The organism is Mesorhizobium sp. 113-1-2, from assembly GCF_016756475.1.
In the GTDB taxonomy this organism is placed as follows: domain Bacteria; phylum Pseudomonadota; class Alphaproteobacteria; order Rhizobiales; family Rhizobiaceae; genus Mesorhizobium; species Mesorhizobium loti_C.
In genome coordinates, this window is the sequence record NZ_AP023242.1 from 4,038,726 (window position 1) to 4,058,230 (window position 19,505).

The 19,505-nt window shown below is 63.4% G+C and carries 20 protein-coding genes, 1 pseudogene and 1 riboswitch; of the genes and pseudogenes, 11 read left to right on the plus strand and 10 right to left on the minus strand.

The annotated features are described in order from the left end of the window. Nucleotides 1-64 precede the first annotated feature (64 nt). From JN279_RS19590 to JN279_RS19605, 4 genes are all read left to right on the plus strand, one after another. Complete coding sequence (locus JN279_RS19590) at nucleotides 65-835, plus strand: alpha/beta hydrolase (RefSeq protein WP_202350015.1); 771 nt, start codon at nucleotides 65-67, stop codon at nucleotides 833-835. 150 nt (nucleotides 836-985) lie between these two features. Continuing rightward, complete coding sequence (locus tag JN279_RS19595) at nucleotides 986-1,846, plus strand: alpha/beta fold hydrolase (protein ID WP_202350016.1); 861 nt, start codon at nucleotides 986-988, stop codon at nucleotides 1,844-1,846. A 68-nt stretch (nucleotides 1,847-1,914) separates the two neighbouring features. Next, nucleotides 1,915-2,415: a DUF302 domain-containing protein gene (locus JN279_RS19600; RefSeq protein WP_096447124.1), complete on the plus strand. Its 501-nt coding sequence runs from the start codon at nucleotides 1,915-1,917 to the stop codon at nucleotides 2,413-2,415. 51 nt (nucleotides 2,416-2,466) lie between these two features. Further along, complete coding sequence (locus tag JN279_RS19605; RefSeq protein ID WP_202350017.1) at nucleotides 2,467-2,613, plus strand: hypothetical protein; 147 nt, start codon at nucleotides 2,467-2,469, stop codon at nucleotides 2,611-2,613. Between the two features lie 36 nt (nucleotides 2,614-2,649). Here the strand turns inward: JN279_RS19605 and JN279_RS19610 are convergent, their stop codons facing one another. The 7 genes and pseudogenes from JN279_RS19610 to JN279_RS19640 all read right to left on the minus strand — a co-directional run bounded on the left by JN279_RS19610 (nucleotide 2,650) and on the right by JN279_RS19640 (nucleotide 10,644). Next, complete coding sequence (locus JN279_RS19610) at nucleotides 2,650-5,334, minus strand: phosphoenolpyruvate carboxylase (RefSeq protein ID WP_096447122.1); 2,685 nt, start codon at nucleotides 5,332-5,334, stop codon at nucleotides 2,650-2,652. 73 nt (nucleotides 5,335-5,407) lie between these two features. Beyond that, a pseudogene (locus tag JN279_RS38940) lies at nucleotides 5,408-5,557 on the minus strand (D-glycerate dehydrogenase); the annotation flags it as partial. Nucleotides 5,558-5,600: 43 nt separating this feature from the next. Next, nucleotides 5,601-6,500: a succinate--CoA ligase subunit alpha gene (sucD, locus tag JN279_RS19620; protein WP_096447120.1), complete on the minus strand. Its 900-nt coding sequence runs from the start codon at nucleotides 6,498-6,500 to the stop codon at nucleotides 5,601-5,603. A 14-nt stretch (nucleotides 6,501-6,514) separates the two neighbouring features. Further along, nucleotides 6,515-7,702, minus strand: a complete 1,188-nt coding sequence (locus JN279_RS19625; protein ID WP_095204071.1) for a malate--CoA ligase subunit beta — start codon at nucleotides 7,700-7,702, stop codon at nucleotides 6,515-6,517. A gap of 18 nt (nucleotides 7,703-7,720) precedes the next feature. Then, a complete protein-coding gene (locus tag JN279_RS19630; protein ID WP_202350018.1) occupies nucleotides 7,721-8,698 on the minus strand; it encodes an HpcH/HpaI aldolase/citrate lyase family protein in 978 nt (325 codons plus the stop codon). Between the two features lie 11 nt (nucleotides 8,699-8,709). Further along, nucleotides 8,710-9,900, minus strand: a complete 1,191-nt coding sequence (locus tag JN279_RS19635; protein ID WP_202350019.1) for an aminotransferase class V-fold PLP-dependent enzyme — start codon at nucleotides 9,898-9,900, stop codon at nucleotides 8,710-8,712. 123 nt (nucleotides 9,901-10,023) lie between these two features. Then, nucleotides 10,024-10,644, minus strand: coding sequence for a LuxR C-terminal-related transcriptional regulator (locus JN279_RS19640; protein ID WP_202353765.1), 621 nt, complete (start codon nucleotides 10,642-10,644; stop codon nucleotides 10,024-10,026). Between the two features lie 424 nt (nucleotides 10,645-11,068). Here JN279_RS19640 and mgtE point away from each other — a divergent pair, with 424 nt between their 5' ends. The 3 genes from mgtE (at nucleotide 11,069) to JN279_RS19655 (ending at nucleotide 13,560) form a co-directional block, all read left to right on the plus strand. Continuing rightward, the gene (gene mgtE / locus JN279_RS19645; RefSeq protein ID WP_202350020.1) at nucleotides 11,069-12,481 is read left to right on the plus strand and encodes a magnesium transporter; all 1,413 of its coding nucleotides are present in this window, start codon (nucleotides 11,069-11,071) and stop codon (nucleotides 12,479-12,481) included. A 157-nt stretch (nucleotides 12,482-12,638) separates the two neighbouring features. Continuing rightward, a complete protein-coding gene (locus JN279_RS19650; RefSeq protein ID WP_202350021.1) occupies nucleotides 12,639-13,022 on the plus strand; it encodes a DUF6572 domain-containing protein in 384 nt (127 codons plus the stop codon). A 151-nt stretch (nucleotides 13,023-13,173) separates the two neighbouring features. After that, a complete protein-coding gene (locus JN279_RS19655; protein WP_006203215.1) occupies nucleotides 13,174-13,560 on the plus strand; it encodes a MerR family transcriptional regulator in 387 nt (128 codons plus the stop codon). Between the two features lie 6 nt (nucleotides 13,561-13,566). Here the strand turns inward: JN279_RS19655 and JN279_RS19660 are convergent, their stop codons facing one another. Together JN279_RS19660 and JN279_RS19665 are read right to left on the minus strand one after the other, a co-directional pair. After that, the gene (locus JN279_RS19660) at nucleotides 13,567-14,043 is read right to left on the minus strand and encodes a methyltransferase family protein (protein WP_096447110.1); all 477 of its coding nucleotides are present in this window, start codon (nucleotides 14,041-14,043) and stop codon (nucleotides 13,567-13,569) included. Beyond that, entirely contained in the window at nucleotides 14,040-15,038 is a 999-nt protein-coding gene (locus JN279_RS19665) for a heparan-alpha-glucosaminide N-acetyltransferase (protein WP_096447108.1), read from the minus strand. The genes JN279_RS19660 and JN279_RS19665 overlap by 4 nt, the downstream gene beginning before the upstream one ends. 209 nt (nucleotides 15,039-15,247) lie before the next feature. On the opposite strand from JN279_RS19665, the gene JN279_RS19670 reads away from it, so the two are divergent. Beyond that, complete coding sequence (locus JN279_RS19670; RefSeq protein WP_096447106.1) at nucleotides 15,248-16,447, plus strand: MFS transporter; 1,200 nt, start codon at nucleotides 15,248-15,250, stop codon at nucleotides 16,445-16,447. A 3-nt stretch (nucleotides 16,448-16,450) separates the two neighbouring features. Here JN279_RS19670 and JN279_RS19675 read toward each other — a convergent pair whose 3' ends face one another. Beyond that, nucleotides 16,451-17,620, minus strand: coding sequence for an aromatic ring-hydroxylating oxygenase subunit alpha (locus JN279_RS19675; protein WP_202350022.1), 1,170 nt, complete (start codon nucleotides 17,618-17,620; stop codon nucleotides 16,451-16,453). Between the two features lie 131 nt (nucleotides 17,621-17,751). Next, nucleotides 17,752-17,949: riboswitch (cobalamin riboswitch) on the plus strand. A 33-nt stretch (nucleotides 17,950-17,982) separates the two neighbouring features. Here JN279_RS19675 and JN279_RS19680 point away from each other — a divergent pair. The 3 genes from JN279_RS19680 to cobU are packed head-to-tail and all read left to right on the plus strand — an operon-like array spanning nucleotide 17,983 to nucleotide 19,504. Next, nucleotides 17,983-18,162, plus strand: a complete 180-nt coding sequence (locus JN279_RS19680; protein ID WP_027051280.1) for a CbtB domain-containing protein — start codon at nucleotides 17,983-17,985, stop codon at nucleotides 18,160-18,162. A gap of 15 nt (nucleotides 18,163-18,177) precedes the next feature. Beyond that, on the plus strand, nucleotides 18,178-18,996 hold the full coding sequence (locus JN279_RS19685) for a CbtA family protein (RefSeq protein WP_202350023.1): 819 nt from the start codon (nucleotides 18,178-18,180) through the stop codon (nucleotides 18,994-18,996). Then, nucleotides 18,989-19,504: a bifunctional adenosylcobinamide kinase/adenosylcobinamide-phosphate guanylyltransferase gene (gene cobU, locus JN279_RS19690; protein WP_202350024.1), complete on the plus strand. Its 516-nt coding sequence runs from the start codon at nucleotides 18,989-18,991 to the stop codon at nucleotides 19,502-19,504. Before JN279_RS19685 ends, cobU begins: the two co-directional genes overlap by 8 nt. Nucleotide 19,505: the final 1 nt, after the last annotated feature.

Genomic DNA, 19,505 nt, shown 5'->3' on the forward strand with positions numbered 1-19,505 from the left:
CTGTTGCCGACACGCCTGCCCTTCCTCGGACCCCCGTCGTCCGTCTTCTCAACAGGAGCAATCAATGCGAAATCTTCTACTCTCCGTCGCCACCATCCTCATGGCCGGAGCAACAATTGCCGCCCCCGCCCAATCAGCTCAACTGCCCAAGGGGGCGGCCCACAATATCGTGCTCGTCCATGGCGCTTTCGTCGACCAGACGAGTTGGAAGCCGGTTGCCGATATCCTCACGAAGAAGGGCTACAACGTAACGCTCGTCGAAAACCCGCTCACCTCCCTCGCAGCGGACGTCGATGCCACCAAACAGGCGCTCGCCAAACAGAAAGGCAAGACCGTTCTTGTTGGCCACTCCTGGGGCGGTGTGGTCATCACGCAAGCAGGTGACGATCCCAACGTCTCGGCGCTCGTCTACGTCTCCGCATTCGCGCCCGACGTGGGAGAATCTCTGGCGAGCTTAGCCAAGAGCGGTCCGGCAACCGAAGGCGCCGCGGCGATTCACCCCGACGAAAAAGGCAACCTCTACATCGATCCCAAAGTGTTTCCTTCGGCAGTCGCGGCCGACCTTCCTCCGGAGATCGCCGAATCCTTGGCAAATCATCAGCTCCCGTTGAACCACATGGCGTTCGAGGCACCAGTCGATAAGGCAGCCTGGCGCGACAAGCCGACGTTCTATGTGATCAGCACGAAGGACAAGGTCATCGCACCCGAGGTCCAGAAGATCTTCGCCAACAGGATGAAGGCCCAGACGACGGAGGTCGCCGGCAGCCATGCCTCCCTGGTCGTCCACGCGAAGGAAGTCGCCGCGGTGATTGAAAAGGCCGCACTCGTGAAGTGACGATACCGCTCCCGGCACTTTCGTGCCGGGAGCACCACCCCGCTCGGCGGACTACGGAATGCGTTGGACCGCGAGCGGCTCAAACCTAGCCAAAAAACCGCGCCAGCTACTCCCACTCGATTATCCAATGCCAAGCACCCGGAGGATGACATGACTGAACTCGACACCTTGAGCCAGGACGCCACCACACTAGAAACGGCGCCCACCCTTTACATCGAAGGCAGCGGAATCCGCTTCGCCTATCGCCGCCTCGGCCCATCGACCGGAACGCCGCTGGTTCTCCTGCAGCATTTCTCGGGCAACATCGACGCCTGGGACCCCGCCGTCGTGAATGTCCTGGCCACCGATCGACCGGTGATCGCTTTCGATAACGCCGGGGTCGGCCGCTCGACAGGCCAAACGCCCGACAATATCGCGGCGATGGCCCGGGACGCGGTCGCCTTTATCGAACTGCTCGGCCTCTCCGAAGTCGACCTGCTGGGCTTTTCCCTCGGCGGCTTCATCGCGCAGCAGATCGCCGCCGAGCACGGAACGCTGGTCCGCAAGCTCATCCTCGTCGGCACCGCTCCGAAAGGCGGAGAGGAACACCTATTGGCGGTTTTGCAGGACGCGTTTTCCCAAACGGAGGCGCCGGACCCCCGCCTGCCGCTGTTCTTCACGAAGTCGTCCGCCAGCCAGTCGGCCGGCCTGGCGTTCCTGAACCGGGCGAAGGTGCGTAAGGAAGACCGGGATACCGATAACGGCAGCACGGTAACCGATCCGCAGGCCAAGGCGCTTATTACCTGGTGCGCCACTCCTGATCCCGAGCACGCCATTCTGCGCGCCATCCACCAGCCCACCCTTGTGGTCAGCGGCAGCCACGACACCATGCTGCCGGCGGACAACGCCTACGCAATGTTCAAGGCTCTAAGCAACGCCCAGCTGGTCCTCTATCCCGATTCCGGCCACGGCGCCCTGTTTCAGCACCACGAATTGTTCGTCAGCCACGTCCGGACCTTCCTGGAAGCGTAATCGGCGGTGGCATAATCCGGCGCAATCGGCCGCGCCTTTAATTCATGAGAGCTGTTGCGGAGAAAGAAATGACAATCGCAAAGGTCGAGGTTGAGCGTTTCAGCCTGACGTGTTCCAAACCATTCGACGCCGTTGTGGCCGCGCTCAAGTCAGCGGTCGGGCAACCTGACATAGTCGAATTTTTCAAGGCGACGAGGGCCGCAAGTTCCTTTCCGGAATTGGAGCGCGTCGTGCAAAGCGGCCTCGGCCGCACAGGTCTCATGCTCTTCGCGGAATTCGACCTGGGCGCCATTCTGCGCCGCGAAACTGGAACCGAGACTCCCAAGAGCATGCGGTTCCTGGTGGGCAATCCACTCATCATGAAAGAAATGGTCAGGCACGTTCCCGATGCTGGATCTTACGCGCCAGTCACAGTCCTTGTTGATGAACGTTCCGATGGCGTGCATGTCTCCTACGACAAAATGGAGAGTTGTCTGCTCCCTTATTGCAGTTTGGAGGCTCTTGCCGTCGCTCGCGATCTTGATGCGAAAATCACAAGCTTGTTACGCGAATGCGCACTGAGCTCATGATGACGCTTCAGGCGGCAGGTTACTCCCACCGCGTTTGGCCATGACATAGCATTGGCGCTGCCGCCGCTGGGGCTTGGCCCGCCCGGCACGGCGCTGGAGGTTTCAATTCACGGCGAGCGGCGCCCGGCAAGGGTGATCGCCGATCGCCGGCTCTCCCTCATGCGCCAGCCCTTTGCCGCCGAAAGCGATGCGCTGTAGGTGCCTTGAACGACCACGGCTTGGCAAAACCCGAGCCTATCCCGTCCACCCAAGGCCGGCCGAGATGCAATTGATCGATACGAGCAGAGCGTCAGTGGCTCGCTTTTGATCCACTGTCCCGGTGTTTGTCCGAACTTCACGCAACAGATCGACCTGCAGCCGGTGAATATCATCCATCTGTCGCCGCAGATTGTCGAAGCGCCGCTTGAACATTGGAAAGCGCGCTGAGAGATCGCCTCCCGTGAGGTCACCAATCAGGCGCCGCGTCAGCTCGTATTCGGCGGCGATGCGGGCGTAGATCCGCCGGGCCGCATCGCTGTCGGACACCAGGCGGGCGTAGAGCTGAGCGATCTCCATGTCGGACTGGTAAAGCGTCTTTTCCGCCTCGTCGACGATCAGGCGGAAGAAGCGCGAGTGCTCGAACATGCGCGCCAGAAGCTCGCGCCCGGCCTCGCCGCGCACCGCGACGAAAGCGCTGAGCGCGCTGCCGATGCCATACCAACCGGTCAACAGATGACGGTTCTGGCTCCAGGCGAACACCCATGGAATGGCGCGCAGGTCTGCAATACCGCTGGCGCCGAAACGGCGCTCCGGCCGTGAACCCATTTTGAGGAGTGCCAGTTCCGCGACCGGGCTCGCCTGGTTGAAATAGTCGAGGAAGCCAGGCTCAGCCATCAGCCCGGCATAGGATGCCTGCGACATGCCTGCCAGCGCTTCCAGCGCTTCGTTGAACTCCGGCGTTTCCTTCGCCTCGACATCACCGGGCGATCCGACACTGTGGGCCAGCACGCCGGCGGCGAGAATCTCGAGCTGGTTGAGCCCGGTGCCGCGATTGGCGAATTTAGACGATACGACCTCGCCCTGCTCGGTCACCCGCATGGTTCCAGCGACAGTGGCTTCGGGCTGCGCCGCGATCGCCCGGCCGGTCGGCGCGCCGCCACGGCTGACAGAGCCGCCGCGACCGTGGAAGAAACTGATCCTGACCTTGTGCTTGTGCCCGACGACAGCGAGGCGCTTTTGCGCTTTTGCCAGTTCCCAATTGGACGCGAGGAAGCCGCCGTCCTTGTTGGAATCTGAATAGCCAAGCATGATCTCCTGGCGCGCGCCGAAATCTCGCACCGTGCGCCTCACCAGCGAAACGGCGAGCAAATCATTCAGGATGCCAGGGGCGGCCTGTAGATCAGCGATGGTCTCGAACAATGGCACGATCCGCAGCCTGATTGTGCCGCCGCCACCGGGCGAGGTTGAAAGTCCGCAATATTGCGCCAGCAGATAGACCGCCAGGAGATCGTCGGCCGAGCGGGTCATGCTGAGGATGAAAGAGCCGACAGCCTCGGCATCCAAGCCGGATGTATGGTCGCGGATGACGGAGAATGTCGAAAGCAGTTCACCTGCTTCAGGCGAGAGCCGGCCTGCGTCGATCTCCAGCCGCTCGCCCTGGCTGATGGCTGCGCGAATGCGCGCCGACCATTGCGGAGTACCAACCGCGACCGGATCGATGGGATCTGTCAGCGCAAACAACTCGGCCAACACCCGGTTGACCACCGTGGAGTTCTGCCGGATGTCGAGCGAGACCGTACGGAAGCCGAAGCTTCCGACCTGCCAGAGCAGAGGCTGGACGAAACGCTTGGCTACCGCGCTTCCTCCGATTGCTGAGAGGACACAAGACAGGCCGTTCAGATCAGCACGAAACGCCTCTGCCAAGTGGTACGCCGCCGTACCGCCGTTTCGCGTGGCCTCCAGCCGGGCAAGCAAGGCCGAAGCGAACTGGCGAAGCGGTTCATCAGGGTTGCGGGCGGCGATCATGCGCGCCTGTCCGCTTTTATCGAGCGCGGTTTGCAGCACCGGTTTGAAGCTGGCCGGCAGGGTGACGACATTCGAGCTGGCGCTGAGCACCGTCACCAGCCGCTGCACCTGCGTCAGATACCAGCCTGTGGCGGTATCGCGGTATTCGGTCATGGCATGGGCAGTGACCGCGGCCGTCACATTGGGATTGCCATCGCGATCGCCGCCGATCCACGAGGCATAGCGCATGAAGGAGGGAATTCTGATCGGCTCTCCCGGATAGTGACGCTCGAAGGCGCCTTGAAGCTTGCCGTAGAGCTGCGGCGTTGCCTCGAAGATGACCTCGCGAAAGAAATGCAGCCCCCAGGCGATTTCGCGTTCGACAGTCGGGCGCTCGAGTCGCAACTCGCCCGTCATCCACAGAAGCTCGATCTCGCTTTCCAGATCGGCGATCAACAGGTCGCGTTCGCGCGGCGCCCAGCGCGGCTGATCGAGCTCGGTCAGCTTACGATAGATACGGCGGTGGATCTCCAGCACCGTGACGCGTTTGGCCTCCGTCGGGTGCGCGGTCATGGTCGGGCCGACGCAAAGCTCATTGAGCGTCGCCTGGACTTGCTGCGCCGAGTGGCCGTTGGCTGCCATCTGCGCGATCACGCTGGCGAAGGAACCCGGCACTTCGTCGGCACCCGCGCCTTGTTCGAGTTCGCGACGCGCCCGCATGGCAAGCAACTCGTCTGCTATCGCCAGCAACTGGAACCATACGCCGCTCGCCTGAAGCGCCGGGATGCGCTGCTCCGCGGCGAGGGAGACAAGCGACCTGCGTCCGGTCAGGACGGCGGCGATCTCGGGCTCACGCGCGCTTGCGACCTGCAGCAGCAGGCGCAACAAAAGGCTGCGCTCGTCCTCACGAAAGTTGATGCCTCTGCTCTGTTCCAAACTGCTTTCCCGATCTGTCGGCATCGATTGCTGCTATAGCCGCGCCCTGAATCGAGGGCGGCGCCGGCTGTCGGGCGAGCCGATCGGCGACCGGGCGACCCTCGAAGAAGGCGGTCGGGTTCACCACCACCTTCATGCCGATCGCCACCCGCATTTCCTCGGTCGCACTGCCGAGATGTGGCAACAGCACGACGTCTTCCAGCGGCTTCAGTGCCGCTGGCACAGACGTCACGTCTTGCGCTATGCGGCCTTCGCCCGGTCGGCCATCACGCCGCCTTCTTCATCCGCGCCAGCGTATCCGCCACGACCTCGCCGAACGACGACGGCGTCGGCACGATGACGACACCGGCCTCTTTCAGGATTTCGACCTTCTCTTGCGCCGACTCGCCGAAAGCCGAGATGATGGCGCCGGCATGGCCCATGCGACGGCCTTTCGGGGCGGAGAGGCCGGCAATGTAGGCGATCAGGGGCTTGCGCATGTTGTCACGCGCCCAGATCGCGGCTTCGGCTTCTTGTGGTCCGCCGATCTCGCCGATCATCACCACGGCGTCGGTCTCGTCATCCTGCTCGAACAGCTTCAGCATGTCCTTGAAGGACGAGCCGTTGATTGGATCGCCGCCAATGCCGACGCTGGTCGACACGCCGATGCCGAGCGCCTTCATCTGCGAGGCGGCTTCGTAGCCGAGCGTGCCTGAGCGGCCGACGATGCCGACGCGGCCAGGCAGGTAGATGCTGCCGGGCATGATGCCCATCAGCGCCTGTCCCGGCGTGATGACGCCGGCGCAGTTCGGGCCGATCAGCCGCATGCGGTCTTCGTAGCGGTAGCGCAGCATGTAGCGTTTGACCTGCATCATGTCCTGCGAGGGGATGCCGTCGGTGATGCAGACACAGAGTTTTATGCCGGCATCCGCCGCTTCCATGATCGAATCGGCGGCGAAGGGCGGCGGCACGAAGACGATGCTGGCCTCCGCGCGGGTCTCGCGCACCGCGCCCTTGACCGTGTTGAAGACGGGCAGGCCGAGATGCTTCTGGCCGCCCTTGCCGGGCGTGACGCCGCCGACCAGCTTGGTGCCGTAGCGTTTCATGTCCTCGGCGTGAAAGCTGCCGATCTTGCCGGTGAAACCCTGGACGATGACCCGGGTGCTGCGGTTGAGCAGAATTGCCATTTTTTCGACCTCCCTCAGGCTGCTTTTTTCTTCTTGGCGGCCGCGCGCCAGGCGGCGACGGCTTTTTCGGCGGCTTCGGCCAGCGTGTCGGCAACAATCACCGCCTCGCCGGAATCGGCCAGGATGCGGCGGCCTTCTTCGGCCTTGGTGCCGGAGAGCCGCACCACCAGCGGTACGTTGACGCCGACTTCGCGTATCGCCTTGATCACGCCTTCGGCGACCCAGTCGCAGCGGTTGATGCCGGCAAAGATGTTGACCAGGATGGTCTCGACATTCTTGTCGCCGAGCACGGCGCGGAAGGACTTCGCCACCCGCTCGGGCGAGGCGCCGCCGCCAATGTCGAGGAAGTTGGCCGGTTCGCCGCCGGCGATCTTGATCATGTCCATGGTCGCCATGGCCAGACCGGCGCCGTTGATGATGCAGCCGATATTGCCGTCGAGGCCGACATAGGAGAGGCCGCGGTCGCTGGCGAAGGTTTCGCGCGGATCTTCCTGGCTTTTGTCGCGCAGCTCGGAGATTTCCGGGCGGCGGAACAGCGCGTTCTCGTCGAACGACATCTTGGCGTCGAGCGCGATCAGATTGCCGTCGCGCGTCACCACCAGCGGATTGATCTCCAGCATAGAGGCGTCGTAGTCGCGGAACACCTGGTAGCAGCTGAAGATGGTTTCGGTCGCCTTGCCGATCAGATTGTGGTCGAGGCCGAGGCCGAAGGCGATCTCGCGGGCCTGAAAGCGCTGCATGCCGACGCCGGGATCGACCGATGTGCGCAGGATGGAATTGGGTTCTTTCTCGACAATGTCCTCGATCTCCATGCCGCCGGCAGCCGAGGCCACGATCATGACGCGCTCTTCCTTGCGGTCGAGCACGAAGCCGACATAGAGCTCCTGCGCGATGTCGACGGCTTCCTCGAGATAGAGGCGCGAAATCAGCTTGCCGCGCGGGCCGGTCTGCTGGGTCACCAGCTTGCGGCCGAGCATGGCTTCGGCGGCGTTGGAGATTTCCTCGTCATTGGCGCAGAGCTTGATGCCGCCGGCCTTGCCTCGGGCGCCGGAGTGCACCTGCGCCTTCAAGACCCATTTGCTGCCGCCGATCTCGCGCGCCCTGTAGGTGGCCTGCTCGGGGCTGTAGGCAAGCCCGCCGCGCGGCACATGCACGCCGTGGCGGGCGAGCAGTTCCTTGGCCTGATATTCGTGGATGTCCATCTTGTCCTCCCGTAACTTTCAATGCGCGGCGACGCGCGGCTCTCGTTGACCAAGCTGGCCGGCGCGTTCGATGGCTTCGTTGACCACCAGAACATTGCGCGCCATGCGCTCCGACGCGGCGTCGATCATCTTGCCGTCGAGGGCGGCCGCGCCCTTGCCCTGAGCCTCGGCCTCCTTCAGCACTTCGAGGATGCGCCTGGCGCGTATCACCTCTTTTTCCGGCGGCGAGAACACGTCGTTGGCGAGCGCGATCTGCGAAGGGTGGATCGCCCATTTGCCTTCGATGCCAAGGGCGGCGGCGCGCCTGGCGCCGGCGATGTAGCCCTCGGGATCGGAGAAATCGCCGAACGGCCCGTCAATGGCGCGCAGGCCGTAGGCGCGGCAGGCGACGGTCATGCGCGACAGCGCGAAATGCCACTGGTCGCCGGGATAGTCGGGGTTGAGGCCGCCAATGTTGACGGTACGCGCCTTGCAGCTCGCCGCATAGTCGGCGACGCCGAAATGCATGGCTTCCAGCCGGCCTGGCGTCGCGGCAATCGCCTCGACATTGGCCATGCCGAGAGCCGTCTCGATCAGCGCTTCGAGGCCGACGCGGGTTTTGAAACCCTTGGCCATCTCGATCTGGTTGACCATGGCCTCGACCATGTAGAGATCGGCCGGCACGCCGACCTTCGGCACCAAAATGGTGTCCAGCCGGTCGCCGGCCTGTTCCATGACGTCGATCACGTCGCGGTACATGTAATGGGTGTCCAGCCCATTGATGCGCACCGAGACGGTCTTGCCCTTGGCGCGCCAGTCAATGTCGTTGAGCGCCTGGATGATGTTCTTGCGGGCGCGTTCCTTGTCGGGCGGGGCGACGGCGTCCTCGATGTCGAGGAAGATGAAGTCGGCGGCGCTGTTCGCCGCCTTGTCGATCATCTCCGGGCTGGAGCCGGGAACCGCCAGCTCGCTGCGCTGCAGGCGGAGTTTCTTGAGGTGGTTGATGGTGTGGCTCATCGTCGGCTCCCTCAGGCGGCTTCGGCGACCGGCACGGCGGCCGAGGCGCGGAAATGCTGGATGGCGGCGCCGACGCCGGAACCTGGCGCCAGCCGCACGCCGCAGTCGAGCAGCGCCATTTCGGCAGCCGACAGCGAGGACAGCACCATCACCTCGTTCAACCAGCCGAGATGGCCGATGCGGAAGACCTTGCCCATCACCTTGTTGAGACCGCCGCCGAGCGAGGTCTGGTAGGTACGGTAGGCGCGCTTGACGATGTCGGTGCTGTCGATGCCTTCCGGCACCAGGATGGCGCTGACCGTATCGGAATGCCATTTCGGCGCCTTGGCACAGAGCTTCAGGCCCCAGGCGTCGACCGCCTTGCGCACGCCTTCGGCCAGGCGATGGTGGCGGGCAAAGATGTTGTCCAGCCCTTCCTCGGCGATCAGGTCGAGCGAGGCGCGCAGGCCGCGCAGCAGCTGCGTCGCCGGCGTGTAGGGAAAGTAGCCGGCATCATTGGCGCGGATCATGTCTTCGAAGGAGAAGAAGCAGCGCCTGTGGGTGGCGGTCCTGGAAGCTACAAGCGCCTTCTTGCTGACCGATAGGAAACCAAGGCCGGCGGGCAGCATGAAACCCTTCTGCGAGCCGCTGACGGCGCAGTCGACGCCCCATTCCTCCTGACGGAAATCGATCGAGCCGATCGACGACACGCCGTCGACGAAGAGAAGGGCAGGGTGGTTGGCGTCGTCGAGCGCGGCGCGGCAGCCGGCCACGTCGCTGGTCACGCCCGTCGCCGTTTCGTTTTGCGTGCAGAAGACGGCCTTGATGCGGTGCGTCTTGTCCGCCTTCAGCCGCTCGGCATAGAGCTCGAGCGGCACGCCGGTTCCCCATTCGCAGTCGATGACGTCGACCTCGAGGCCGAGGCGCTCGGCCATGTCGACCCACAGATGCGAGAACTGGCCGAAGCGCGACATCAGCACGCGGTCGCCGGGGCTGAGCACATTGGTCATCGCCGCTTCCCAGGCACCGGTGCCGGAGGAGGGGTAGATGAAGACGCGGCCGGTCTCGTTCTTGAAAACCGCCTTGATGTCCTCGAACAGCGGCAGAGTGAGATCGGGGAAGGACGCGGCGCGCATGTCCTCCATCGGCAGGTTCATCGCCTGCCGGACCTGTTCGGGAATGTTGGTCGGTCCGGGAATGAAAAGATGGGTGAAACCGGCCATGATGCGAACTCCTCCTGATCCAGCAAAGCGGTGGGGGGAGTTTCGTTTCGACGGCTAAAGCCAACAACACCTTGGCGGGTAAGATCTCGCCGCGCGCGGGTGGGGCGGGCCTACCCGGTCGGCCTACCCTAAAGGCTGCTTCTGGGTACGCCTCTCGCGCGCATAGAGCGCGACGGCCATCGCCCGGTTGCGCACGTCGAGCTTGTCGTAGAGATTCTTGAGGTGGTATTTCACTGTGTTCTCGGAAATGCCGGTCCTTGTCGCGATCTGCAGATTGGTCCAGCCGTCGGAAAGCACCGCCAGCAGCTCGCGCTCACGCACCGTGAGCTGCGCGAGCGGCGTGTCGTTGACCTTGTTGATGTCGATATAGGGGATGCAGATGCGGCCATGCGCGACGGCCAGGATCGTGTCGAAGATGATGGCCGGGTCGTCGAACTGGAAACAGTAACCCTGCGCGCCGAGCCGCACGCATTGCTTCAGGATGCCGATGTCGTGGTCGTTGGAAAAGACGGTGATGCGGACATCGAGCTTGCGGCTCTGGACCTCGGCCAGCACATCGGCGCCGTCCATGTCGGCAAGCTTCCAGCCGATGATTGCGACGTCGAAGCCGCCCTTCGCCGCCAGGTCGAGGAATTGCTTGCCGCTTTGCACGCTGCTCAACAAGTCGAAGCGGCCGTCGCATTCCAGCATTTCGCGCAGCGCCGATATGACGAACGGATTGCGCTCGGCGACGACGATGCGCATGCGCCGGTCGCCAATTGCCTTGCTCGTTTTCCCGGGCTTGCTGTTCAAGGGCCGTTTTTGTCCTGGGCTGGTTGTGCCGCAACTCCGAGGCCAGGCTTCAGGCCTGGACCCGTATCATGACAATTCTGCCCCAACCGCGCTGGGGTGCTCTTTCCCCAGCGACATCGGCTGTCGCGCCGTCTGAAGCCGGGATTGGCTGGTTTTTGATGGGAGAGGCATTGCCGGTCAGGCATCCGCGATACGCTCGCCGGGGTGGCGTGGAACACGCGTTTCGTTTGATATTCCGTGCCTTAGAGCGATAAGTTCTCAAATCGAATCGCGCCTGCACGCGAGATGCGTCGGATTTCCGCGAAACCGATTTCCGCTTTAAGGTCCGATGCTCTAGACCTGAGACACAATTTTTCCGGGATGGCGGGAGGCGCTGGTGGAGGACAAGCAGACGATCTCCGCCAAGGCGGCTGACGACGCCCACGCCGACATCTATGGCGAGGACGGTGCGGTCCTTTCATCCTTCCTTGCCCAGATCGGGGCTGCGATCGCCGACCGCGATACGTTGGCCCTCAAGCATGAAGTCGACCATCTGCACCAGTCGGAACTTGGCGACCTGATCGAGGCGCTGCATCCCGAACAGCGGCGGGCCCTGGTCGAGCTGCTGGGCGCCGATTTCGACTTTTCCGCGCTGACCGAGGTCGACGAGGCGATCCGCATGGAGATCGTCGACAATCTGCCCAATGCGCAGATCGCGCAGGCGGTGCAGGCACTTGATTCCGACGATGCGGTCTACATTCTCGAAGACCTCGAAAAGGAAGACCAGGACGAGATCCTGTCGCAACTGCCGTTCACCGAACGGATCAGGCTGCGCCGCTCGCTCGACTATCCGGAAGAGACCGCCGGGCGGCGCATGCAGACCGAGTTCGTCGCGGTGCCGCCGTTTTGGACCATCGGCCAGACCATCGACTACATGCGCGAGGACAGGAACCTGCCTGAGCGCTTCAGTCAGATCTTCGTCATCGACCCGACCTTCAAGCTGCTCGGCGCCATCGATCTCGACCAGATCCTGCGCACCAAGCGCACGGTCAAGGTCGGAGAGATCATGCACGAGACGCGGCACGCCATTCCGGCGACGATGGACCAGGAAGAAGCGGCGCGCGAATTCGAACAGTACGACCTCTTGTCGGCCGCCGTCGTTGACGAGAACGAGCACCTGGTCGGCGTGCTGACCATCGACGATGTCGTCGACGTCATCCAGCAGGAGGCCGAGGAAGATCTGCTGCGCATGGGCGGCGTCGGCGACGAAGAGCTTTCCGACAGCATATTTTCGACCTCGCGCTCGCGCGTTCCCTGGCTGCTGATCAATCTGTTGACTGCATTCCTGGCGGCGTCGGTGATCAGCCTGTTCGACCGCACGATCGAGCATATCGTGGCGCTTGCGGTGCTGATGCCGATCGTCGCCGGCATGGGCGGCAATGCCGGTTCGCAGACCATGACCGTTACCGTGCGGGCGTTGGCGACCAAGGATATCGACATCTACAATGCCGGCCGCATCATCCGTCGCGAAATGGGCGTCGGCTTCATCAACGGCATCATCTTCGCCATCCTGATCGGCATTGTCGCCGCGGCCTGGTTCCACGATCGCAATCTGGGCGGCATCATCGCGGCGGCGATGATCATCAACATGTTCGTCGCCGCACTTGCCGGCATTCTGATCCCGCTGCTGCTCGACCGGTTCAAGATCGATCCGGCGGTGGCTTCTGCCGTCTTCGTCACCACGGTCACCGACGTTGTCGGCTTCTTCGCCTTCCTCGGCCTTGCCACCTGGTGGTTCGGCGTCGCGTGAGTGGGTAGTGTCTCAGTTTGAAATTTGCCCGACGGGCCAATCCGCGCCTCTGGCGTATCGAAAACTCTCTGGTCGATGGAAGACCTTTGCGAGAAGATGGACGTCGTTGCGCCGAAGCCGGGCAAACGCGGGCCTTACAAAAAACGATTGAAGGATAATGAACAACGAGAGTTTTGCTATCAGTGATGACTTTTCGAACGATTTGGAAGTTCGTTTGGGAAATAATGGTCTGCGGTTCGTCATCACTGATACGTTGCCTTGGACAGATGACGAGGCGATAGCTGCGCATCTCGAAAGCATATCGGCGAGAGTGGACTCCTACTTGCAGATTGCAACAAGCGATCAATTTCGCCAGAGATATCCAGAAACCCCGCCAGCCAAGGTTTCGATTGTGCTTCGAATCCGCTACGAGCCCGCTCCAACTGCGGAGCCGATTTTGTCTGCGACATCAAAGAGGCTCGCAATCGATGGCATACGCTTCCGTTACGGGATGGCTTCGGAATATCGGAGAGATCGTAGCGGCGGTGAAATTTCAAACTGAGACACTACCCGTGAGTGGCCTCAATTGACTTTTACGTAAATGCCGTGCGAGGCTCGCGCGGGGGCCATGTCGATTCCGACAGGCAAGGGTTTGGTTCGGGACAGAAGGCGACGCCGCGTGGCGTTGCCCAGGCTTCCGGCGTGGAGCGACAATGCGGGAATATTATTCGATCACCGAGCTGACCCGCGAATTCGACGTGTCGACGCGGACGCTGCGTTTCTATGAGGATGAGGGGCTGGTGCAGCCGGTGCGGCGTGGCCGTACACGGCTGTTTCGCCCGTCCGACCGCCATCTCATCCGGCAGATCATGCGGGGAAAGCGGCTCGGCTTCTCGATCAACGAAATCCGCGAAATCATCCAGATGTACAAGGAGCCGCCGGGCGAGGTCGGCCAGCTCAAGCTGATGATCAAGCGCATCGAGGAAAAGCGCGAGGATCTGCGCCAGAAGCGCCGCGACCTCGAGGAGACGCTGGCCGAGCTTGACCAGGCCGAGGAGTCCTGCGTCGAGCGGCTGGTGGAGCTTGGCGTCAACACGTAACGCTGTTCAAATCCAGCGCCGCACGCGTTTGGCGTAGTCGCGGTATTTCTTGCCGAATTTCGCCGCCAGCACCTTTTCCTCACGCTCGATGGCGACCTTCTGCGTGACGAAGGCGGCGATGAACGCCAGCGGCAGGAACCAGACGATCCCCGAGACAAAGGCGACGCCGATCAACAGCAGCGTGTTGGCCAGATACATCGGGTTGCGGGTGATGCCGAAGGGTCCTGTGGTGACGAGGTGGTCGGGCACTGCGTTGGGATTGAGGGTGGTCCTGGCCCGCATCATGGTGCGGATGGCGGTGAACCAGAGTGCGGCGACGCCGAACAGCGCCACCCAGCCGGCGGCGAACAGCAGGTCGCCCAGAAGGTCTCCGATCCAGGGCAGGGGATAGAGCATGCCGAGGATGATGCTGATGGCGATCGCCGCGGTGTAGATCACCGGCGGCCATGGGATCACCCCGGGCTTCGGCTGGGTTTCGGTCATTGCGTTCCTCCCTCGTCCATCTTGTCTTCGGTCTGGGCCGTGCAACTGGCGGCCAGATCGCCCAGATGCGCCCGGAATTCCGCACTCTGGTCGTTGTTCTCGAGCCGATCAAGCGTGGCCTCGCCCTCGATCGTCGTCAGCATGCAACCGCAATAGCTGGTGCAGAAGGTTGCGTTGCGCGTCTGCTCGCACGAGCGCTGGCAGGTTTTCAGGAAATTGACCTGTGGGGTGTCGACCTGGGCCGGCATGATTTGCGAAAAAAGCCAGACGCAGCCGATCAGCAACGGCTGGTGGATGAGGTAGAAAGCCAGGCTGTGGCGGCCGATGAAGAGCAGCGGATTGGCCCAGCGGCCGGGCACCAGGCTTGCCAGCCGCGCTCTTACACCGGACGCGGAAGCGAGTTTCGCCACGCCGATGCCGACAAGCACCGCGCCGAACCATGGAAACAACGGCACGTAGTCGTTGGAGCGTGGATTGATCGCCGACAGGCCTATCCACCACAGCCAGGGGTGATCCAGGGCCTCGAAGCGCAGATAGACGGGCGCCGCGATGACGAGCGCGGCAACGACAAGCGTCAGCAGGGCCGGCAGCCGCAGGAGGGCGAGGCCGAGCAGGCTGGCGAGCGCGATCTCGTGCAGGATGCCGAAGAAGATGAAGCCGTCCGGCGTGGCGATGCGGGTGACCACCGAAATGGCGATCGCCGCACCGGCAACCATGGCGAAACGTTTCCAGAAACCGTTCCAGCGGATCTGCTGGCCGTGCGCCAGGTACAGGCTGACGCCGACCAGGAACAGGAAGGTCGAGGCGATGCAGCGTGCGTAGATCTTCCACCAGCCGAAGGCGGTGAGGCCGGGGTCGGTGTAGCCGAAGAATTCCAGATCCCAGGTGAAATGGTAGCTCGCCATGGCCAGCAGCGCGATGCCGCGCACGATGTCGATGGCGACGATGCGCTTGGATGGCTCCGGAACGGGTGCGGTCGGCGTGTGGATGGTCATGGTCTCGCGTTCTGATTCAGCCCCGCCTGAGGACTATCACGGTTGGGCGGGACAGAAGAAGGCCGAGGCATCGGATCAAGCGGCGCTTTAGGCCAGAGCCGGGAAGCCTTTGACCGGCTTCGCTTTTGGCCGGTTACGCGTCGGTTTCCTCTTAATCGTCCGGGAATGACCACGGCAGATTTGGCCGATGATTCTGCTTTGGGGAAGCAATGTCCACTCATGTGCGCCATCCGATCTGGCTTCCGGCTCTCAAGGCCGCGGATGCGCGCACCTTCGCCTCGCTCTACGCGGTCGAATCCTTCGCCCGCGCCACGGTGTCGAGCGTCATCCCGATCCAGGCCTACGAAATCCTGCACAATGAGCAGATCGTCTCGATCCTCTACACCATCGTGGCGCTGCTCGGCCTGTCGGTGACCTTGTTCATGCCGATGCTGATCCGCCGCTTTGCCCGGCGCTGGGTCTACACGGCGGGCGCCTGCCTGCTCGCCATCGGCTCGCTGTTTTTCGTTACCCACACGCTTGCCGGGCAATTGGCGGGCATGCTGTGTCGGGTGATGGGCGCCAGCGCGCTTTCGATCACGCTCAACCTCTACATCATGGACCACATCCGCAAGACCGACTTCATGCAGGCCGAATCGTTGCGCATGGCGTGGTCGATGCTTGCCTGGACCGGCGGGCCGACGCTCGGCATCTTCCTCTACACGCGCTTCGGTATCTATGCCGCGCACGGTGCGGTGGCGGTGTTCGCGCTGGCGCTCTTGGCGCTGTTCTGGACCTATCGGCTGGGCGACAACCCGTCGATCCGGCCCGGCAAGACACGGCCGGCCAATCCGCTCGCCAATATCGGCCGCTTCATCGCGCAGCCCCGATTGAGGCTTGCCTGGCTGATCGCCTTCGGCCGCTCCTGCTTCTGGACGACGTTCTTCGTCTACGGGCCGCTGTTCATGGTGATCACCGGAGAGGGCAAGCTGGCCGGCGGCCTGCTGGTCTCGGCCGGCAACGCGCTTTTGTTCATGGCGATCTTCTGGGGCAAGGCCGGAAAACGCTTTGGCGGCCGCAAGACCATGACTTTCGCCTATTTCGCCATGTCGGCGATGCTCCTGGCAGCAGGTACGGTGGGCGAGAGTGTGCCGTTGCTCACCGGCGCTTTCCTGCTGTGCGGCGCCTTCTTCACCATCGCGCTCGATGCGCTGGGCTCGACCGCCTTCATGCGCTCGGTGCGCTCCTATGAGCGGGCGCAGATGGCAGCGGTCTACCGCACCTATCTCGATTTTTCCGAGCTGACGCCGCCGCTGGTCTATTCGGTGGTGCTGGCTTTCTTTGGACTGGGCTCGGTGTTCGTCACGCTCGGTCTGCTGGCGGCGGTTTGCGGGTTTGTCACGTGGCGCTACCTGCCGAAGTCGCTTTGAGGATCAGGCAGTAAGTGCAGCGTGGCGCTCGCGCACCCAGTTGTGGAAGCGGTGCAGGTCGTACTCCTCGGGCATCAGCACGCCGGCGGCGTGGCGCATCGAATGCAGGCCTCTCTGGTTGACCTCGCAGATCGCCGCGTCCTCTTCCAGCACCTGTGTGCCGAAGGCGACGATGTTATCGATGTCGGTCGCGGCCAGCGCCTCGGGCGCGAACAGCCATTCGGCAACAAGCTCGGTCTGTTCGGGACCAAGCGGCACCAGGCGCACGGTCCTGACGTAGTCGACATGACCGACGATGAACATCGAGGGAAGGCTGGTGGCGTAGGTCTGCCCGGCGGCGCGTTCGGCCGGCGTCAGGCTTGAGAAGATCGGCCCATGCGTCTGGCCGTCGCGCGACCAGGTCTCGGCGCCGTCGCGCAGGCCACCGGAAAACTCCGGCGCGTCATTGTCGGCGTGGCGCGTCCATTCGGGGTCGTCATGCCGGCTCATCAGGCCGCGGCCATAGATCGGCACCAGCCGCGACAGATCCTTGTGCACGCCCGGGCAGTGCAGGCACTCGTTGAAGTTTTCCCAAAAGATCTTCCAGTTGCAGTGCATCACCTTGCGCAGCACATGGCCCGATACCAGCGTTTCCAGCGGCCAGTTGCCGAGATCGCCGGAGGCCGGGTCGAAGGAGGCCTGCGCGGAGCCCGCCGCATCCTCCTGCAGATTGATGAAGACGAAGCCGCGCCACACCGAGAGCGCGACGCGGTAGAGCGGATGGTCGGCCTTGTCGAATCCGTCAGGCAGCGATTTAGATGGCACGCGCACGAGGTCGCCGCGCAGCGAATAGGACCAGGCATGGTAGGGGCAGGTGATCAGCCGCGCCTTCAGCCGGCCCTCGCTCTCCTGGCAAAGCTGCGAGCCACGATGGCGGCAGGTGTTGTGGAAGGCACGCAAAGCGCCGGTGTCGTCGCGCAGCACGATGATGTCCTGCGTGCCGATGCGGAATCGGCGGAAGGCCAGCGGCTTTGCCAGATCGGCCTCGCGGCAGACGAGCAGCCAGTTTCTGTACCAGATGGCGTCGAGGTCGAGCTGGTACGCCGCTTCATCCCAATAGGCCGACGAGGGCAGGGTCGATTCGGCCCGGGTCAGGCCATTGTAAGGGGCGCGCTCGCTGGCAGTGGGCTGCATGGCTGGCTTCCTGTGAAGCGGTCAGCCGACACCCGGCCAGGAGAATTGTCAATTGTCGCGCCTGGAAACGGCATGGCGCAATCGCGCTGTTTGCCGGCGGAATTTGGTTTGCCGCGTGTCGCGATTTTCCCTATAGTCATGCAGTCGTCGGTTCCGTTTTGGAGCCAAGAGGGAATGCGGTGCGGGCGAAATTCTTGCCCAATGCCGTGGCTGCCCCCGCAACTGTGTGCGGTAGTCCTCTCCATATGCCACTGAAGATTCGTCTTCGGGAAGGTGGGGAAGGGCGCTGATCCGTGAGCCAGGAGACCTGCCGACGACGGCAAAACTGACAGGCCCTCGGGTGGAGGGTGAAAGGACAAGATATGAATACCGCTTCCGTCTCCCTCGGCGCCTCCGTCTCCTCGCAGTCGCGCTTCATGCAGCTGGCGCTTGCCGCGCTGCTCGGCACGTTCATCATCGGCTTTGTCGGCTTCTCGCATATCGATGCGGTCCACAATGCCGGTCATGACAACCGGCATTCGATGGCGTTTCCCTGCCACTGACGAGGATCTGACATCATGAATCTGTTTCGCAACGTCGTGTTCATCGCGGCGATCGCAGGGCTCGTGGCCGGCGTCGTCCTTGCCTGCATGCAGGCCTATGCCACCGTGCCGCTGATCCTTAAGGCGGAAGTCTACGAGCAGGCCGAAGGCGGCCACAGCCATGACCATGCCGCCGCACCCGCGGCGCCGGCCAATGCTGCCAGCGGCAACGCCATGAGTTCCGCCGCACCGGCGGCATCGAACACCATGAGCGCCGCCACCCCGGCTCCGGCCGCAGCCGCCGCTCCGGCCGAAGACGAGGGCTGGGCACCGGCCGACGGCTTCGAGCGCTTTGCCTTCAACGTCATGTCCAACGTCGTCACCGGCATCGGCTTTGCGCTGATCCTCGTCGCGGTTTCGGAATTCGCCGGCGGCATCGGCAATTGGCGCCAGGGCGTGTTCTGGGGGCTTGCCGGCTTTGCCGTGTTCACGCTGGCGCCCGGCCTCGGCCTGCCGCCGGAATTGCCGGCCATGCCGGCGGCCGACCTGACGCAGCGCCAGATCTGGTGGGTGGCAACCGTGGTCGCGACGGCAAGCGGGCTTGGCCTGATCGCGTTCCGCAAGTCGCTGCCGCTGGCCATCCTTGGCGTGGCGCTGATCGTTGCCCCGCACATCGTCGGCGCGCCGCAGCCCGACAGCTTCGAGACGCCGATCCCGGAAGGCCTGCACCACCAGTTCGTGGTGGCGGTGACGCTGACCAATCTGGTGTTCTGGCTGGTGCTCGGCGCCGTCGTCGGCGTGGTGCGCGGACACTTCACCGGCACCGCGACCAGCCTGCGCGACAGCTTTGCCTGATCGAAGCTCGCTGACCTTCATCATCGGCGGTGCGCGCTCCGGCAAGAGCGCGCACGCCGAAACCCTGGCGACGGCGTCGCCCGCGCCATGGTCCTATATCGCCACGGCGCAAGCCTATGACGACGAGATGTGCGAACGCATCGCATTGCACCGCTCGCGGCGCGGCGAGGGCTGGATAACAGTCGACGCACCGCTCGACCTCACCGGCGCGCTTGAGGCCTTGCCCGATAACCAGCCGGTGCTTGTCGACTGCCTGACGCTGTGGCTGACCAATCACATGCTGGCCGATCACGACGTTAGCGCCGAGTGCCGGCGGCTGGCGGATGTGCTGTCGCGGCCGCGCGGGCCCTGGTTCGTGGTATCCAACGAAGTCGGGCAAGGCATCGTGCCGGACAATGCCCTGGCGCGCCGTTTTCGCGATGACGCCGGCCGGCTCAACCAGCAGGTCGCGGCGATCGCCGATACGGTGCTGCTCATGGTGGCGGGGCTGCCGCTCAAGGTGAAGTGAC

Coding starts and splice junctions, on each gene's coding strand:
- JN279_RS19685 (WP_202350023.1), top strand. CDS start 18,178: ATGAATCTGTTTCGCAACGTCGTGTTCATCGCGGCGATCGCAGGGCTC.
- JN279_RS19670 (WP_096447106.1), top strand. CDS start 15,248: ATGTCCACTCATGTGCGCCATCCGATCTGGCTTCCGGCTCTCAAGGCC.
- JN279_RS19660 (WP_096447110.1), bottom strand. CDS start 14,043: ATGACCGAAACCCAGCCGAAGCCCGGGGTGATCCCATGGCCGCCGGTG.
- JN279_RS19595 (WP_202350016.1), top strand. CDS start 986: ATGACTGAACTCGACACCTTGAGCCAGGACGCCACCACACTAGAAACG.
- JN279_RS19655 (WP_006203215.1), top strand. CDS start 13,174: ATGCGGGAATATTATTCGATCACCGAGCTGACCCGCGAATTCGACGTG.
- JN279_RS19600 (WP_096447124.1), top strand. CDS start 1,915: ATGACAATCGCAAAGGTCGAGGTTGAGCGTTTCAGCCTGACGTGTTCC.
- JN279_RS19630 (WP_202350018.1), bottom strand. CDS start 8,698: ATGAGCCACACCATCAACCACCTCAAGAAACTCCGCCTGCAGCGCAGC.
- JN279_RS19590 (WP_202350015.1), top strand. CDS start 65: ATGCGAAATCTTCTACTCTCCGTCGCCACCATCCTCATGGCCGGAGCA.
- JN279_RS19640 (WP_202353765.1), bottom strand. CDS start 10,644: ATGCGCATCGTCGTCGCCGAGCGCAATCCGTTCGTCATATCGGCGCTG.
- JN279_RS19635 (WP_202350019.1), bottom strand. CDS start 9,900: ATGGCCGGTTTCACCCATCTTTTCATTCCCGGACCGACCAACATTCCC.
- JN279_RS19680 (WP_027051280.1), top strand. CDS start 17,983: ATGAATACCGCTTCCGTCTCCCTCGGCGCCTCCGTCTCCTCGCAGTCG.
- JN279_RS19625 (WP_095204071.1), bottom strand. CDS start 7,702: ATGGACATCCACGAATATCAGGCCAAGGAACTGCTCGCCCGCCACGGC.
- JN279_RS19665 (WP_096447108.1), bottom strand. CDS start 15,038: ATGACCATCCACACGCCGACCGCACCCGTTCCGGAGCCATCCAAGCGC.
- sucD (WP_096447120.1), bottom strand. CDS start 6,500: ATGGCAATTCTGCTCAACCGCAGCACCCGGGTCATCGTCCAGGGTTTC.
- JN279_RS19650 (WP_202350021.1), top strand. CDS start 12,639: ATGAACAACGAGAGTTTTGCTATCAGTGATGACTTTTCGAACGATTTG.
- JN279_RS19675 (WP_202350022.1), bottom strand. CDS start 17,620: ATGCAGCCCACTGCCAGCGAGCGCGCCCCTTACAATGGCCTGACCCGG.